Here is a 16972-nt window from a genome sequence, read left to right as displayed (position 1 = left end):
GGAGGGGGTGGCGGCGGTGGCGGCACGTGGGTGCCGGGCAATCCCCGGGTGCCGGGGCCGTAACCGGGGTGCATGGCAAGGGATGGGATCATGAACATCGACCTTTACGAATCGGCTGACGATGCGACGCTATCCGAAATCAGCCGGCACGCCGAGTCGCTGTTGGCGTCGCAGTTGCAGACGGCGATCGCGGCGGATCAGCGGGCGCTGACCTTTTCCGGGCTGCTGGTGGCGGGCGTGGCAGCGATCATCGCGGTCGCGGCAGGCACGTCGCGGCCGGCGTTGCCGCTGGTGCTGATGGCGACGCTGCTGGGACTGGCGGCGGTATGCTCGCTCTGGAGCGCGCGGCCGACGCGGTGGTTCTTTGTCGGGACCGCGCCAGTGAACTGGGAGGCGGACCTGACCGACCCGGAGAAGACTCTGCGCCGGTCGAAAGCGGAGATGGTCGCGCACTATGACAGCGGGTTGTACCAGAATGCCGAAGCGATCCGGCATGCGGCGTGGGCGATGCGATCGGCGCTGGTGCTGACCGGCGCGGCGCTGTGGGTCGCCATCATCTGGGCATGGGCGCAGGCCCTGCGCTGACCGACGAAACTATCTCTACCTCAACCCATCAGGGCGTCGCGATTGCGGCGCCCTTTTCATTTGAACGGAAGGGCATCGGATGCAGCAGCTACTGGCTTCGCTGGTCACGACGATGAGCGTGCGGGATGCCGCGTTCGAGAGCGGCATGAAGGCGGCCAGCGCGCGTGCCAAAAAGACCGAACAGGATCTGGAACGGTCGACCGACAATATGGGGAATGCGGTTGAGCGCGCCGCCGATCGAATCAACGTCGCGATGGTCAAGGCCAGCGAGGCGATCGCGTCGGTCGGGCAGAAGGTGGCGCGGGCCGGGGTGGCGCTGACCGCCGGGATCACGGTGCCGATGGCGCTGGTCGGCAAGAAAACGAAGGATACCGCCGCCGATTTCGAAAGCGCGATGAACGCGGTCCAGTCGGCGATGCTGGATGCGTCGCCGGAGCAGCTGGAGAAGCTGGCCGACGCGGCAATGAAGCTGGGGCCGGCGATGGGGCGCAGCAGCATCGAAGCGGCGGGCGCTATCGAGATGCTGGCGAAGAACGGCATGTCGGCGGCGGCGATCCTGAACGGCGGGCTGTCGGCAGCGCTGCGCTTGGCGGTGGTCGGGCAGACCGACCTGTCGGGGGCTTCCGACCTGACCACCGATATCATGGCGCAGTTCGGCAAGACCAGTAGCGACCTGCCGGGGATCGTCGACAAGGTGTCGGGCGCGCTGGACGCGAGCAAGATGGGGTTCGACGATTACCGGCTCGCCATCGGGCAGGCAGGCGGTGTGGCCGGTGGGCTGGGGGTGTCGTTCGATGATCTGAATGTAGCGCTGGCTTCGACCGCGTCGACGTTCGCAAGTGGGTCGGACGCCGGCACGTCGTTCAAGACGTTCCTGATGAGCCTGAACCCGGTGTCAAAGGAAGCGGCCGGGGTCATGAAACAGTTGGGTATCGAATTTTTCGATGCCGCCGGAAAGGCCAAGCCGTTGGGCGAGGTCGCAGAAATCCTCCGGCAGAAGCTGGGCAACCTCTCGGACAAGAGCCGTCGTGAGGCGTTGACGACGATGTTCGGATCGGACGGAATGCGGACTGCCATCGCGCTGATGAACCAAGGGGCGGCGGGGATCGAGCGGTATCGTGTCGCGATCGGCAAGGTGACGGCAGATCAAAAGATCAGCGTCTTGATGGAAGGTGATGCGGCGGCCAGTGACCGCATGGCAGCGGCGGCGGAAAATCTCTCGATCAAGCTGGGTCAGGTGCTCCTGCCAATCTTCACGGCCGTAAAGAATGCAGTCGCCGATTTTCTATTGTGGATGGCCGATCTGCCGCCCGCGTTTCATTACGCCATGGCGGCAGTCAGCGCGATGACGGCGATGATCGGGCCATTGATGGTCGCGGTGATCACGCTTGGCAAGGTCGCCTTGCCACTCCTGCTAGCCCGATTTGCGGTTGTCCCCGTCGTGATCGGGCTGATTATCAATCCATTGACGGTGCTAATTGGGCTAATCGGCAGGTTGGCGATTCAAATGGGTGCAACCGCCGCGATTGCCGTTTTCGCGGCCCGTATGGCCAGTGCGGCCACTGGAATCGGGTTGGTGATTACGATCCTGCTTGTCTTGGTTCCGTTGCTCAACAAAAAGGCAGCGGCATCCAAGGCTGCGTCGGCGGCGTCGGCGGCGGCGGCGGCGGCCGATGCGCAGGCTGCGGCGATGGCCGACAAACTTGCCGTCGCGCAGGGTAAGGCTCGGATCGAAGCTATCGCCAAGGCGAAGGCGGATCGGGCCAAGGCTCATGCGGCGATGATGGCGGCTCAGGCCGATATGCAGGCCGCTCGTGCCGCCTATGCCCGCGCAAAAGCGGACGGCGAAGCTGCGCTGCTACGGAATGCCAATAATACGCGCGGTGCAGGCGGCGGCACGGACCCCAGCGTAATCGCGAACAACGCGGCCTTGGCGCGAATCCAGCAAGCACAGGCGGAGTTCGATACGACACTGAAGACCTTTTCGACCACCATCGGGACGAAGCGCAATCTCGACGCGATGATCGCGAATGCCGAGGCATTCCCGACCGACATCCAGAACCCGACGTTCGGCGGCGAAGACGCGGGTAAGGGAAAAGGCAAGGGCAGCGGCCCGAAAGGCAAGACGGCGGAGGATCGTGCCCGCGATCAGGCGCAGTATGAAGACGAGCTGGGCCGTCTGCGCGTCGAGGCGCTGGAAGCGCGGGCCGAACTGAACGGCTCGATTGAGGCCCGGTACGACGCGACGATGGCCGCCATCGCGGAAGATGAGGCGCGGTTCGGACGTTCGCTCGCTCTGGACGACAGTCTGGACGACACAAAGCGCAAGGCGCTGATGGACGCGCAGAAGAAGGTGCTGGCCGAACGCGCTTTGATCGCCGAACAGGAGCGCAGCTTCGCGTTGGCTAAAGATAGCTATGACCTCGAAATCGCGCGCAACGATGCGATGCAGGAGGAAGTGCGTGCCCAGATCGACGCCGCCGATAGCGTCGCCGCACGTCGGGCGGGTGCGCTCCGGTTGTTGGACCTTCAGCGTCGGAACGAGGAAGCGGTACTCGACCAAATCATCGCCACAAAGAAGTCTACGGACATCGAATACGCCAACGCCATGATCCGCAAGGATCAGTTGGATGGCATCTATGCCGACCGCCGCGCTGCTGTCGAACGCGACAACGAAGGGCCGATGGCCGCTTACCGCCGCGAACTGAACCGGTCGACAGCGGCGGTGCGTGAATCGATCGAGGCAATCGAGGCGAGCGGGTTCGAGCGGCTGAACGACTGGATGGCGGACGCGATCATGGGCGCGGACAATCTGGCGAAAGCCTTCGGCACCATGGCACGCAGCATCGTCGCCGACCTGGTGCGGATCGTGATCCAGCAGCAGCTGATCCGTCCGTTGGCGGACGCGTTGGGTGGCGGCTTCCTGAAAGGAATTTTCGGCGGCGGTGGCGGAAGCGCGGACCTGTTCGGGCAGGGCAACGGGCTGCACTCGTTCACGCCCGACCTTAGCGGGCTGTCCTATGCCGGCGGCAAGGCGTCGGGCGGTCGGGTCGGTCCGGGGAACTGGTATATGGTGGGCGAGCATGGGCCGGAGCCGTTCGTACCCGATACGGCGGGCACCATCCATCCGGCGTCCTCGCTCCGGTCCGGTCGCGGTGGGACCGCCACCATCCGCATCGTCGAGGATGAAGGCTTTGCTTCTCGTGTCGTCGGCATCTCCGGCGAGGTATCGGTGCAGACGGCGCGCGCCGGTAGCCGGCGCGCGGTCATGCGGCAGCGTCAGAAAATCTGATGCTCCAGCTACCGGAAAACATCGCGCCGAACGGCGCCACCCCAGCGCTTGTCGATCGCGGGGGCGTGGTGCGCGGAGCGAGTGCGCTGCGCATCAACCGCCTGGGTAGCCATTACCGGATCGCGATGACGCTGCCGCCGCTCGATGACGAAGCTGGGGCGCGCATCGTCGTGTCGCGGCTGATCCGGGCGAAGCGCGAAGGGCTGCGCGTGCGGTATCCGCTGCTGTCGGTCGACCAGTCGGCGTGCGGAACGTCGGTGGTGGTCGACGGGGCAGGACAGGTTGGGGGCGTGTTGCGCGTCCGTGGCCTGCCTGCTGGCGCTGTCGTGCGGGAGGGATACTGGCTGTCGGTCGAGTCCAGCAGCGGGCAGCATTACCTGCACAACCACGGCGGCGATGTCGTTGCGGACGGGAGCGGCCGGGCGGCGCTGCTGGTCGGCGACACAATGCTGCGACGCGCGTTCGCCGATGGGGTCAAGGTCCACTTGGTCGCGCCGATGATCGAGGGGCTGATCGACGGCAACGAGCAGTCGTGGGGCCTGTCGGTCGATCACAACACCGCCATCGAATTTACGATTGAGGAGGCCGCCTGATGGAGCGCGTGACGCTGGTCGGGATGCTCAAGCTCGAATTGCCGGGTCGGGACGTGCTGCTGTGCGATGGCGGTATGGTGCCCTATGGCGGGCAGCTGTTCCAATCGAGCGACGACGTGTTCGGCACGGTCGGGGCGTTCGAGGCGCTGACCGAAGGTGTCGGCGACGAACTGCCGGCCGGCACCATCACTTTCCTGCCGCGCGATACGGCGGCGGCGGTCGAACTGTCGCAGCCGGGTTATCAGAACTCGCGTATCCGTTTGTGGATCGGCGAGGTCGATGAAGCATCTGGGCGACTGGTCGGTGAGCCGGACCTGCTCGCGGACTGGCAGACCGACAAGACGGTCCTGAAGCGCGGCGCGGGCACGCGGTCGCTGGACATGGTGTGCGTCACCCGGTCGCAGCGGCTGCTGGCGCGCAACGAGGGTAACAGCCTGTCATCGACCGCGCACCAGCGCGTATTCGCGGGTGAGCGCGGCTTCGACAATGCGGTGGGCATGGAGGTTGAGGTCGCGTGGGGCGTGGTATCGCCGCCGCGTGGGGTGCAGCGGGCATGATGCGGCTCGACGAACGCGCCACCGCTACCGCTGCCGTCCTTGCCCGGTTTCGTGTCCGTCCGTTCGGATGGAAGGCCGGCGGGACCTGCATCCATCTCGCGCGTGCCCAGATGCGGGCGCTGGGTCATCGGCCGCCTTCGATCCCGCGGTTCCATTCGGCGATCGGTGCTCAGCGGGCGCTGGCGGCGACCGGGTTCGATGACCTGGCTGCGTTGCTCGACAGTATGCTGCCGCGCATCGCTCCGGCGGCGATGTGGGTCGGTGACATCGCGGTGATGGCGCCCAGCGAGGGCGATCCGTTCGACGCGATCGTCGTGTCGACCGGCCAGACGGGGTCGGGATCGATCGGCGGCGGTCAGATGATGGCGGGATACCATGCCGATCATCCGGGCGACGGCATCGTCAATATCATTCCGATGGCATTCAAGGGGGCGTGGCGACTGTGAGCAGCGTGGGCAAGGCTGTCGGCATCGTGGCCGGCGTGGTGGCGATGGGCTTTGCCACCGCTGCGACGTTCGGCGCGGGTGCCGTCGTGCTGGGCCTGACCGCCGCGCAGGTCGGATCGATCGCGGCCGGCGCGGCGATGGTGGCGAGCGTCGGCGGCGCGCTGCTTGCGGAAAAGCCGCCGGCGGCGACCGGCGCGGTCAATCAGATCCTGATCGGCGCCAACCAGCCCCGGCCGTATCTGATCGGGCAGACCTACTATGGCGGCAACCGAATCCATCAGGAGGGGTTCGGCGGCAAGGTTTCCAAGGTCAACAACCCGTATCTGCTGCTGGTCGATGTCTATTCGGGTGCCGGGCCGATCGCGGGCTTCGTCATGCCCTATTTGGATTTCGTGCCCGTCGTCCTGAACGGTGCAGCCGCGACCGGGTACGCCGCGAACCATTTGTACGTCTATCATCAGACGGGCCGCACCCCGGAGCCTCAGGCGTTGTCGACGCATTGGGGCGGCGCGCAGGGCTGGAGCGCGCAGCACAAGCTGTCGAGCTTTGCCGCCATCGCCTGGTGCCTGCGGTTCGATGAGGACGGCAAGCGGTTCGCGGCAGGCGTTCCCCAGACCGGCGGGGAATGGCGTGGCGTGTTGGCCTATGATCCGCGCAAGGATAGCACCTATCCGGGCGGGAGCGGGCCGCACCGCTGGGCGGACCCGGCGGACAAGGCGTCGTTCGCAGCTGCGAAGGCGACGTGGGAATGGACCCGTTGCCCCGGCCTGCATGGGCTTCGTTACGCGCTGGGCACGTGGGAGCGGGATGAGAGCAAGCCGGATGCCGTCTATCGCAAGACGTTCGGCATCGGTATCCCGATCGACGGCATCCGTGTCGCGGATTTTGTCGCGCTCGCCAATGTCTGTGATGCGAACGGGTGGCATGTCGACGGCGTGATCGTCGAGCCGGCGAAGCGCGACGACAACCTGAAGAACATCCTCGCTGCCGGCGGCGCGGAGCGGTGCTGGGTCGGCGGCAAGCTCGGCCTGAAGCTGTCGGCACCGCGCGTCCCGCTCGACACCATCACCGAATACGACCTTGCGAATGATGAGGTCGAAATCGGCGCGATGCAGGGCTGGGAAGCCCGGCTCAACACCATCGTCCCGAAGTACCGCTCGCGCGATCACAAGTGGGAATATGTGCCGTCCGAAGCGGTGACGATCGCGAGTTACCTAGCCGAGGATGGCGAGGAGAAGTCGGAAGAACGGCAGTACAACCTCGTCCAGTCGAAGGATCAGGCCGCGCAGCTGGCCGCGTATGAACTGCTGGACGCGCGGGAACTGGGCGAGATCGTCCTGACCTGCAAGCCGCGGTTGCGACGGTATGGCGCGGGCGATCTGCTGATCGTGCACTTGCCCGACGATGGCCTGGTGCAGCAGCCGTGCGTGGTGCTGAAGCGGACCGTCGATCCGGTGGCGATGACCGTCGAGTTCGTCCTGCGGGGCGAGACGGCGGCGAAGCATGATTTCGCCCTTGGCCGGACCGGGACCGCGCCGGCAACTCCGCGCCTGACCAGTGGGCAAGCCTTGGACGAAGTGGCGGTGGACGTGCCGCTGCCATGGTCCGCCATCGTCGACAATGACGGGAAGAAGCCCGAGGACAACGCGACGGTCGGCGCGCCGGACTGGACGAAGGTCGGGGACCGGCCGGTGCCGAACGTCCTAGCGACGCTCGACGCGGTCGAGCCGATCGTCGAGAAATATCCGAAGCTTGAGAAGCAGGTTAGCGCCATTGAGGAAGCCCAGGTCGGGACCGATGCGGCGCTTTATGCCCTCGACCGGGCAACCGCCGATCAAGCTGCGGCCATTGCCCAGGCGGATCGTGACGCCGGCCGGATCGGGGACACGCTGCTGCGCCTGCTCGCCGAAAGCGAGCGGACCCGCGCCATTCTTCGTGATGCGGGCATCGTGGTCGATCCGTCGACCGGCATCGTCCGCATCTACGCCGTCGATCAGCTGGCCGAGCGCACCGCGCGTGCGGAGATCGTGCTAAACGCCGCGACCGCGTCGATCACGCAGAAGGCGTCGGTCGACTATGTGAACCAACAGATTGCGCTGGCGGTCCTCGATCCGGTGCAGGCGGCGCAGCTGGAGCCGATCATCGCCCGGCTGACCAGCGCGGAGCAGACGATCAGCGGCCTGACGGCATCGGTGTCGACGAAGGCCGAGGTACTCGAACTGACCCGGGTCAGCGGGCGCGTCACGGTCGTGCAGTCGGACCTCGACGCGCTGGCGGGCACGGTGTCGCAGAAGGCGTCGCGGACCGATGTCGACGCGCAGGGCGTGCGGATTGGCGTGGTCGAGGCGGCGCTGTCGTCGCTGCCCGATGTCAGCAGCTTCGGCATCACTGTGCGCCAGGCGCGCGCCGTGGCGGACGATGCGGCCGAGGCTGGCTTGCGCGCGCTGCTGGCCGGCGACGAAGCCAATCGTCGGCAGATCGTCCAGCAGGCGGAGGTGCGCAGCGAGCTGATCGCGAAGCTGGTCGACCAGTCGGGCGCGGAAGCGGCGGCGCGGCAGCTGCTGTCGGTGCAGATCGGCGCGGTCGACGCGCGCAGCGTGCAGGAAAGCATCGCCCGGATTGCCGGTGACAAGGCGCTGACCGTCCGCATCGACGCGCAGGCGTCGGTTAGCGATGAACTCGCCGCTGCAATCTCGACCCTGCGCGAAACGGCGATCGAGGCGCGCAAGGGCATTGCAGGCATCACGACGACGGTCCGCCAGCAGGCGGCCGACGATGACACGACTGCCGAGGCGCTGCTGCGCGCCCTGATCGCAGGCGATGTAACAGGCCGGGCGCGCGCGACGCAGCTGGCGCAGGTGCAGCAGGAGCTGACCACAACGCTGATCGCCAATGAGTCGTCGGCCGCCGTCGCTCGGCAGGCGCTGACGGTACGGATGGCTTCGACCGAGGCGGCGATCGTCGCCACCTCGCGCGCGCTGGCGGACCTGACGCAGTCGCTGGTCGACCGGATTGCGGCGGCTGAGGCGGTGGTGCGTGATCCGGTGACCGGGCTGGCCGCGACGCGCGCCCAGCTGTCCGAGGTCGACCGGCTTCGCTCGGAGGGTGATGCGGCGAACGCGCAGTCGACCGCGACGCTATCGGCGCAGGTAAATCACGCGACGACCGGCCTGCCGGCGACACGCGCCGAGCAGATCGTTGATCGAAAGGCACGCGCCGATGGCGATGCCGCCAACGCCGGCGCGATCGACGCTCTGTCCGCGCAGGTCAATGACCAGACGACCGGCTTGCCCGCTACCCGTGCCCAGATCGTCTCGGATCGCACCGCCAGTGCCGACCGCGACGAAGCGCTGGGCCGGCGCGTCGACACCGTGTCAGCCAGCATAGGCGATACGAACGCCGCCGTCGCTGTCCTGGGCGAGGCGATGGTCGACGGGGACGAAGCCAATGCCCGGTTGATCGAGCAAGTCAGCCTGAAGCTCGGTACGGACGTGGCAACCGTTCAAGACCTCATCGAAATCGTCAAAACCGCGACGGACGAAATCCGCGCGACGAAAACGATCGCGATCGACATCAACGGCAATGTCGTCGGCCAGCAGCTTATCGGCTCGCCAGACGGGCCGGGCGCGCTGGCGCTAATCAATGCTGATCTGCGCATGGGCACCGGTCGCGTCGTCTTTGACAATGGCAGCGTGATGCGGGTGCAGGGCACTGGCTTCGGCAAAAATGGCGACCTGGTCACGTGGTTCGGGCCATCCATGTCGATCGCGGCCTGCACGCGCGCGAACGCCATTTCGTATGAGGCGACCAACGGCGACGCCTATTTCGGTGGCACCTTGTCCGCCGGCACGATCAAGAATGCGGTGCGGACCACCTCGCCGTACACCGACACCCTGTCGACGGGCGACATTGGCAGCAACGGTGACAAGCGCACGATTGTCCTGTCGTTCGCCTATTCGCGTCGGTCGGCTTCGGGGTCCAATCAGGCCGGTAGCGGAGCGTCGTCGGCGGTCGTCGCGCTGTATCGTCGCGGCGTGGAGATCGGCCGCTTGGAGGCGACTGGCGGTTACCTGACCAGTCTGAACGACGGCGTCGGGCCGACCGAGCGGTATCTGTATTCCGAGGAGGTCGGCGGGTCGATCACGGTCACCGACCAGACGGGCGGCAGCAGCGTCGAATACAACGCGCGCGTCCTGTCACGAAGCTTCGGCCCGGGTCCGCACGCCACCGGCGGCATCTCATTCGACATTATCGCCGGAAGCATGGCGATCATTGAAACGGAGGAATAGCATGGCATGGTATCGCGCGGGGACGGTCACCGTCGCCAATGGGTCGTCCACCGTCACCGGGGCCGGGACCGACTTCGTCGCCAATGCCCAGATCGGACACGCCTTTCTTGGGCCGGACGGCAAGGTGTACGAGATCGCGCAGGTCGAAGCGGCGGGACAGATTGTGCTGTCCGCCCCGTATCTGGGCGGGTCGGGTGGCGGGCAAGGCTATGCGATCATGCCGACCAGCAGCTTCGCACGCGATCTGGCGCTCGGCGCGGCGCAGCTGCTGAACACCTTCGCGAATGTCCGCGACACGGTGGGGCAAGGGCTTTTCCCGGACGGCACGCAGGCCGCCCCCGGCATCCGCTTCGGCGGCGATCAGGACACTGGCATGCGGCGGACCGGGTCAAACGCCGCTGCGCTTGTCGCTGGCGGCGTCGATCGTATCGTCTTTGGCGGCGGTCCCACCTTGGCTATGGGCGGGCTTTGCATCGGGTCAGGCGTGGCGGGCGGCAGCGTGCCGCCGGGCACTTTCTCCTATGAGCACCCGTATACGCGCCACTACATCGGCGACGGCACCGGATATGCCTTCGTCTTCTCCAAGCGCGCAGGTGGCGAAACGCGCGACCTCATGTCCATCACCGATACCGGCAGCATCACGTGTCGCGCCAATACCCGCCACATTTTCGGCACGGATGTCCCGCAGGGGCAGGGCTTGCTGAATGTGGAGGCGGGGACTGGCATGATCTGCGCTGTCTTTGCGGCAGTGTCGGCCTATGCGCCGAATGGTGCCAATGCCGCGCTATACCTCGGGCGCGACAGCGCCACCGGGCGGTCGCTTAATGCTACCGGCACCGTCAACGCGAGCGGTGCCGACTATGCCGAGTACATGGTCAAGGCCGCCGGGTGCGGGACGATCGCCAAGGGCGATGTCTGCGGCGTCGATCGTGACGGTCACCTGACCAAGACGTGGGCGGACGCTATCAGCTTCGTCATCAAGTCGACGGACCCCGGATTGGTACTGGGCGATACCTGGGGGCAGTCGGTCGGCCCGCGTCCGGAAGGTGCGGGCGATGAGCCGACCGCGCCGATCGCGCCGCCGGCCGAGCCTGCCAGCGACGATGAAGCCGCCGTGGAAGCATGGCGCGCGATCGTCGTCGCCTATCCTGTCCAGCTTGCCGCCTATCAGTCGGCGCACGCCGCATGGACGGACGCAAAGGCTGCATATGATGTGGCGCTGCCGGAATGGGAGGCGGGGCTGGAGGCCGAGCGGCAGAAGGTCGACCGCATCGCTTTTAGCGGGCAGGTGCCGGTGAATGTGACCGGCGATTTCGCCGTCGGCGATTACCTGATCGCCGCTGCCAATGGCGCGGGGATAAAGGCGGTCGCGGTGCCGGCCGACACGATCACCTTCGACCAGTACCGCCGCCGCCTGGGCAAGGTCTGGGCCGTGCGCGACGATCGCGCATGGGTCGACGTGCAGCACGGCTGACCTCTCCTAGAAAGGGCTGACAGATGACAACGTCCGATCGGGCGCGCTGGGGCGCGTCCGTATGACGCCGCTTGGGCACGTGGCCAGCGTCGTCGCCATTTGGTCGATGATGCTGTTCGGGCTAAGGTTCGCGGTCAGCGCGGTCCATTGGCTTCTGCCGCTGATCCGGGCAACCTATCGCCTGATCCGCTGTACCGAGGCGGTCAAGCGGTTCTGCCGCAAGCAGTTCGTTCATGCGATCGACCAGCTGCACCTTGACCTCAACCGGGCGATCACGACGCCATGGTCGGGCACGCTGCTGTTCTCTGGCTCTATCCTGATTGGCTTCGGCTATGCCGCCGGGTGTGCCGGCGACGTGATGAAGCTGCTGACCAAAATGCCCGACGCATGGGACGCGTTCGACGTGGTCAGCGACTGCATCGCGGCGGTCATGTCGATCACCGGCATGGCGTTCATTCACGCGGCGACCTCCCAACGCCGCACCGCAAGTTTCTTCGTATCGGGCGCGCTGATCGTCAGCGGGCTTGGGATTGGGCTGGTGACGCTGTGAACGAGTGGAAAGCGTATCTGCTGGCCGCGTTCGCGGTGTTCGCAGGGCAGGTGTTGCGCGTCGGTCAGAAGATCGAGGCGGGCAAGCCGGTGACGTGGCGCGATGCCTTCGTGATGTGCAGCCTGCTGCCGGCGTTCGGGTCGATCGCGGGCGCAGCGGCCGTTCATTACCACTGGCCGGTCTGGTCCGTGCTGGTCGCCGGTATCAGCGCGGGCTGGATGGGCTTTGCGACGATGCGGTTCGTGCTGGTGCTGGCCCGGCAGGTCGCCGCTCAGCTGATGGGCACGAAGGTCGAATAACCCCGGCCGCCGGGCAGGCGGTAATCAAGAATGTGAGGTTTTATGACGACGGCAACCCCGGCGTGGCGTGCAGCCGCGTCCGCGCCGATCGCGCGCGCGATCACGTCCATTGCAGTGCATTGCACGGCGACGCGGGAGGGGCAGCCCTTCCACGTCGCGGACGTGCGGGCATGGCACAAGGCGCAGAACTGGAGCGACATCGGCTATCACTTCCTTGTCGCGCTCGACGGCACGATCGAAATCGGCCGGCCGAAGGCGCAGGTTGGGGCGCACGTCGCAGGGCACAACGCGAAGTCGATCGGCATCGTGTACGTCGGCGGCGTCGCGAAGGACGGCAAGACACCGAAGGACACCCGGACGCCTGAACAGAAGGCGGCGATGGTCGACCTGCTGCGCGTCCTGAAGGCCGCGCATCCGGGCGCGGTGGTTCAAGGTCACCGCGACTATCCGAAGGTCGCCAAGGCGTGCCCCAGCTTCGATGCGAAGCGGGAGTACGCAACGCTATGATCCACACCGGCTTGGCGCTGCTGGGCCGCGTCTGGTGGCTGGTCCCGATTGCGGCGCTGGCGGCCGGGTGGGGTGGACCGATCGTGAACTAGCCGATGTGCGGCTGACCCTCGCGAACGAACGCACGGTGCGGGTGCAGGACTTGGCGGACGCCGAAAGGGCGAAGCTGAAGACCGAGCGCGACGCCGCCGAACGGATCGCCAGCGCCACCGGAACCTATGCCGATCGGCTCGCCAACCGGCAGCCGCTCATCCTCGAAAGCACGAACACCGTGAGGGAATATGCCCAGACTGATGCTGGCCGCGTGCGCTGCCGTGATGCTGACCGCGTGCGGTCGATCGACCTGCTCGACGCCCGCTTTGCCGCGCCTGCCGCCGCCGCCGACAGCGGCGACCGCGCCATGCCTGCCGACGCCGCAGCACCGGCAGGCGGACGGTAGCGCCACGGCGGCCGACGACGACGCCACCATCCGAGACGGCCGGTTCGATCTGGCCGCCTGCGACGACAAGCGCCGCCTCGCGATCGAGGCGTGGCCGCGCTGAAATGAAAGGGTTCTCATGATCAATCTTCCGTTGCAGCCAGCGCTACCCGTTGGCGTCGGACTTGTGACCCCTGCGGCGTCCGCTCGCGGCGTCGTCGGTTCGCAGGACAGTGCGTTGCCAGATGATCCCATCGCCGCAATCGGCGGACATCATTTGCTCGGTGTGCGGAGTCGGACCGTAGCAGACCATGTCCAGTTTGAGACATGGCTTGGCGCGAAGGCTGACCTCGTTATCCAGTTCTGCGAGGCGGACAACGGGGCCAGCACCTGGGCGCAAAATGAGGTCATCCTCGACCAGATCATCGTGGAGTGGGCCGGCGTTGACGTCCGCCATGAGTGGAAATTCCCTCTCTGCTCCCGCTCGGAAAGCTTGGCGGACGCGGCGGCCGGCAAATTCGATGCTGTCTGGGAACGCATGCTGCGCAAGATTGCGCGCTTCGACCGGCACAAGGTCGTCATCGTAACCCCAGGCTGGGAAGCCAGTATCGTCGGCGCGTATCCGTGGGGGGTATTCGAGCCGGGGAACAGCAGTGCGCAGTACATCGCCGCTTTCGAGCGCTTCGCGGCGATCGCGCGTCGAGTGTCGTCGCGCTTCATCATATCGTGGTGCCAGACGCCGACGATCGGCCCGGACGGGCAGGAAGTGAATCTCGAAGCACTGCTGCCCAACACCGCAGCTTTCGACGATATGGCGCTCGATCGCTACTACAATGAAGCGACCGAATTGGGGACCGGCACCAATATCCAGCGCTGGGTCGGCATTTTCCTCAACCTGAATTACAGCCTCAAGTGGCTCGCCGAAAAGTCGCTGTTCTACGGCAAAACGGCTTCGATGTCTGAATGGGGGCAGGCGTCGGACTCTGCTGATTTCATGAACGCGATGGCGCGCTGGGCGCAGGATGTGCCGAACCTCCTCCGCATCAACTATTTCAACGTCAACAATGGCGGTCCCAACGGTCAGTTCGATGACCTCCTGTACCCGCGTCCGAACGCCGGCCCAGCGTTCATCAATCAGTGGGGTCCGCTCAGCATCCTCACGCCGGCCACCTTCAATGCCCCGGCCGGCGGGCCGTTCTCCGCGAAGCTGGAGGGGAACAAGCGGCTGAAATGGTCCATCGCCAGCAACGACCCGACGTTCTCGATCGTCGTCGATGGTCGGACCCCGCGGTTGGTCGCGGCGGCGCAAGCGCCCGGGACGCGCAGTGTTACCGTCCGGGCGACGGACGAGCGCGGACAGACGGTCACGAAGTTCCTGACGATCACCTTCGCCGTTGGTGCGCTGGAACCGGAGGCGCAGTTCTACCTCAACCGCTTCCCAGCGCCGCCGTCCGCTGCCTATCAGCAGGCGGTCAGCACGCTGGTCGCAGCGCTCAAGAACGGCGGTGTCTGGGATAAGCTCGACGGGCTGATGTTGCTACAGGTGCCGGTCCAAGCCGCCGTGCCGCTCGATCTGATCCATATTGGTCGGTCCGGCACACTCAAGGGGGCGGTGCTATTCACGCCGAACGGCGGCACGGCATCAGACCAGTCCACCGGCTATCTGGACACCAATTTTCAGCCGCAGATGCCGGGCGTCCGTTTCCAGCAAGACAACATGCACTTTGGCGTCTGGGCGCTGACGAGTACGGCGCGGACCGATGGGGTCGATGCCAGCGAGTTCGGGGCTGGCGGTGTCGTCAGCCTGCTGCGATTGAATGCCAATGGGAACGTCAATGGTCGCCCGCTGGCAACGAGCGCAAAAGCTTTCGCCGGCGCGCCTTTCCCCGGTCACGTCGTCGTCACTCGCGACACGCCCGGCGCATGGCGATCCTATCGGCAAGGCGCTGTCACTGCGAATGGCGATGCCACAGCCTCGACGGCTCGACCCTTTGAAACGCTAAAGGCGCTGGCGGCGCAACCGGCGAGTGGGACGTTCGGCGCGAGCCGGCTTGCTGCCGTGCATTGGGGTAGCGGCCTGACTGATGCGAACGTGGCAGTCATGTACAATGCTTTGAATGCCTACAGGAACACGGTCGGCGGCCTCGCCGCCTGATCAAGGCTTGAGCGCGGCGGTGTGCCCCGCCGCGCTCAAGTCTTGCAAATCTGTTCTCTATCCGTTTCATGCGAGCCATGCGGCGGCATGAACGGATCATCATCGGCTTAGCGGTCGACATCCTGCGGGCTGGGATGACGGACTGCGGAAAGGGGCGGGTGGATACGCCTAGCGTGCGCTTGGCGCTTCGGTGCCTAATGCCCTACTGCCGCGAGCGCTGGCCGCTAATATCGTACTGGGACGGCGCTAAGGGCGACAATGAGATTGGCCGGGCACAGACGGTGACGGCGTCGTTCAATGGCATCATCCGTCAGCTACGAGCGTCGGGGGCTTGGACCGATGGGTCAGGGCCAGGCTGTTAGCAAGGCAAGCGACAGAATTAGCAGGCAGAGGATCAGCCCTGATACCCTGCGGATTGCGCGTGAAGCGTCTAGCGCACGTTGCTTCGGGTGTGGGGTATCTCGTGGCCGAGATTCACGGCCTTTGTAGCCATGAGTAGGATTCGCAGGTCGCCGAACGTGAACGGCGCTCGTTCGTCCAAGCGGGTAGCGTCGTCGGTTGCCAGATCGAGAAAGGCGTGCGCGCGTGCCACGGCGGCCTCCAGCAGCTTTTGCGGGCTTTCCGTCACGGCGGTCTCCTGATCCCATACCGGCCAGCGATACGCGAAAAGCCAGTTCGGGAATAGTTCGGGACTCTGGTGTCACCGCGTTTCCGCTGCGTTCCCCGGACTTCCGCAAATATCCCTGTTGCATGTCTCGAAAAGCACGGGATTCCGCCGGTCTCCCCACCGGGGGCGCTTAGCTCAGTTGGTAGAGCATCTCGTTTACACAGAGATGCTCTATATGATCCGATACAAATCGGACTAGCCTTCATTCCTTAGCTAAAAGGAATGCCAACGCTGCATCAATAGTTTCATCGGCACCGGTCGCTTGTCGCGCTGCCATTTGAAATAACGCTTCGCACAAACGGAAGTAGTTTGGCATGTCGACTACACCCGTTGGCACGTTAGAAGCGCCCAAGTCTTCATCAGTAAATTCGTCTTTGACATGGCCGTCTACTACCAGATATATCTTATAGACTTCCTCAAAATTAATATTTGTAGCCTTCGTAATGTAAATTACTATGTGACCCAAGGTTGCGCTGATTTCATCAGCACCATCATGGCCCCATGTGAGTTTCTTATCTACTGTTCTTTCATACAGCAGTTCCACCAGATTGCGGCTTTTTTGCATGGAAATGCTCACGCAACGGTTCCTTTTTGAAGAATAATATTGATTCGACCCGCTAGTTCATCGTGCTGGCGTATCATTGTTATGGTTTTTGCAGGATCTACATCTAGACTTTTGTTTTGAACGCCATCTTCAATTCGTTCGCAAAGCCTAGAGATGTATTTGTTTGCAAGCTCCACGTTTTCGAGTGTCTCTTGGTCGAAAGTGAAGAGGCTTGCAGTCGTTAAAATCGATCGGCGGAAAACCTCGTAGCCATCGGCGACATCACGCCAAGCCCGGTTTCGAAGGTGCCGCCGTGTCGCATCGAGCGCCGCGATCGCTTTGGCTATCTCGTGGGCGGCATCGTAAGTCGCGATGGCAAGCTGAACACGACGAAGTTCATCCTCAACGGCGGCGGTGGCAGTTTGCGTCTTTATCAATTGCCTCCAGGTAAGACCCAAGCCGAAGATTGTTAGCGCAAACCCTACTATGGTCAGCCAATAGCTGACGCCGGCGACCGCAGCGTCGTTCGTCGGGTCGAAGGGCCACGTAAAAAAGGTCAATGATTCCTCCCCAGGCCCATCCGCTGGGTAGGATTG

At 64.9% G+C, this 16972-nt stretch carries 16 protein-coding genes; 12 read left to right on the top strand and 4 right to left on the bottom strand.

The annotated features are described in order from the left end of the window. Positions 1-90 precede the first annotated feature (90 nt). The gene (locus AVT10_RS09815) at positions 91-585 is read left to right on the top strand and encodes a hypothetical protein (protein WP_066690324.1); all 495 of its coding nucleotides are present in this window, start codon (positions 91-93) and stop codon (positions 583-585) included. Positions 586-600: 15 nt separating this feature from the next. On the opposite strand, the gene AVT10_RS18535 is transcribed toward AVT10_RS09815, so the two are convergent. Further along, positions 601-942 (bottom strand): hypothetical protein, encoded by a 342-nt coding sequence (locus tag AVT10_RS18535; protein WP_198158545.1) that lies wholly within the window; start codon positions 940-942, stop codon positions 601-603. Between AVT10_RS18535 and AVT10_RS09810 the strand changes: the two genes are divergently transcribed. The 11 genes from AVT10_RS09810 to AVT10_RS09755 all read left to right on the top strand — a co-directional run bounded on the left by AVT10_RS09810 (position 926) and on the right by AVT10_RS09755 (position 15165). Beyond that, the gene (locus AVT10_RS09810) at positions 926-3877 is read left to right on the top strand and encodes a phage tail tape measure protein (RefSeq protein WP_198158544.1); all 2952 of its coding nucleotides are present in this window, start codon (positions 926-928) and stop codon (positions 3875-3877) included. The genes AVT10_RS18535 and AVT10_RS09810 overlap by 17 nt on opposite strands. Beyond that, positions 3877-4470 (top strand): hypothetical protein, encoded by a 594-nt coding sequence (locus AVT10_RS09805; protein WP_066690319.1) that lies wholly within the window; start codon positions 3877-3879, stop codon positions 4468-4470. The genes AVT10_RS09810 and AVT10_RS09805 overlap by 1 nt, the downstream gene beginning before the upstream one ends. Beyond that, complete coding sequence (locus tag AVT10_RS09800) at positions 4470-5027, top strand: hypothetical protein (protein WP_066690317.1); 558 nt, start codon at positions 4470-4472, stop codon at positions 5025-5027. The genes AVT10_RS09805 and AVT10_RS09800 overlap by 1 nt, the downstream gene beginning before the upstream one ends. After that, positions 5024-5473: a DUF6950 family protein gene (locus AVT10_RS09795; RefSeq protein WP_066690316.1), complete on the top strand. Its 450-nt coding sequence runs from the start codon at positions 5024-5026 to the stop codon at positions 5471-5473. The genes AVT10_RS09800 and AVT10_RS09795 overlap by 4 nt, the downstream gene beginning before the upstream one ends. 5 nt (positions 5474-5478) lie before the next feature. Further along, positions 5479-9762 (top strand): hypothetical protein, encoded by a 4284-nt coding sequence (locus tag AVT10_RS09790; RefSeq protein WP_157092735.1) that lies wholly within the window; start codon positions 5479-5481, stop codon positions 9760-9762. 1 nt (position 9763) lies between these two features. Then, entirely contained in the window at positions 9764-11236 is a 1473-nt protein-coding gene (locus AVT10_RS09785) for a hypothetical protein (RefSeq protein WP_066690311.1), read from the top strand. 79 nt (positions 11237-11315) lie between these two features. Further along, positions 11316-11786: a hypothetical protein gene (locus tag AVT10_RS09780; RefSeq protein WP_157092734.1), complete on the top strand. Its 471-nt coding sequence runs from the start codon at positions 11316-11318 to the stop codon at positions 11784-11786. After that, positions 11783-12085 (top strand): hypothetical protein, encoded by a 303-nt coding sequence (locus tag AVT10_RS09775; RefSeq protein ID WP_066690306.1) that lies wholly within the window; start codon positions 11783-11785, stop codon positions 12083-12085. The genes AVT10_RS09780 and AVT10_RS09775 overlap by 4 nt, the downstream gene beginning before the upstream one ends. A 42-nt stretch (positions 12086-12127) precedes the next feature. After that, positions 12128-12592: an N-acetylmuramoyl-L-alanine amidase gene (locus AVT10_RS09770; protein ID WP_066690304.1), complete on the top strand. Its 465-nt coding sequence runs from the start codon at positions 12128-12130 to the stop codon at positions 12590-12592. A gap of 97 nt (positions 12593-12689) precedes the next feature. Next, on the top strand, positions 12690-13031 hold the full coding sequence (locus AVT10_RS09765) for a hypothetical protein (protein WP_066690303.1): 342 nt from the start codon (positions 12690-12692) through the stop codon (positions 13029-13031). A 118-nt stretch (positions 13032-13149) separates the two neighbouring features. Continuing rightward, positions 13150-15165, top strand: a complete 2016-nt coding sequence (locus AVT10_RS09755) for a hypothetical protein (protein ID WP_157092733.1) — start codon at positions 13150-13152, stop codon at positions 15163-15165. A 430-nt stretch (positions 15166-15595) separates the two neighbouring features. Here the strand turns inward: AVT10_RS09755 and AVT10_RS09750 are convergent, their stop codons facing one another. From AVT10_RS09750 to AVT10_RS18185, 3 genes are all read right to left on the bottom strand, one after another. After that, positions 15596-15793 carry a hypothetical protein gene (locus AVT10_RS09750; protein ID WP_066690290.1) on the bottom strand — a complete coding sequence of 66 codons (198 nt, stop codon included), beginning with the start codon at positions 15791-15793 and terminating at the stop codon, positions 15596-15598. Positions 15794-16034: 241 nt separating this feature from the next. Further along, complete coding sequence (locus tag AVT10_RS18190) at positions 16035-16409, bottom strand: hypothetical protein (RefSeq protein WP_157092732.1); 375 nt, start codon at positions 16407-16409, stop codon at positions 16035-16037. Further along, complete coding sequence (locus AVT10_RS18185) at positions 16406-16936, bottom strand: hypothetical protein (RefSeq protein WP_157092731.1); 531 nt, start codon at positions 16934-16936, stop codon at positions 16406-16408. Before AVT10_RS18185 ends, AVT10_RS18190 begins: the two co-directional genes overlap by 4 nt. Positions 16937-16972: the final 36 nt, after the last annotated feature.

Origin of the sequence: Sphingomonas hankookensis (genome assembly GCF_001619955.1) — a bacterium.
GTDB classification, from domain to species: Bacteria; Pseudomonadota; Alphaproteobacteria; order Sphingomonadales; family Sphingomonadaceae; genus Sphingomonas; species Sphingomonas hankookensis_A.
Note: the sequence above shows the minus strand (reverse complement) of the source record. Positions and strands in the feature narration are given on the sequence as shown.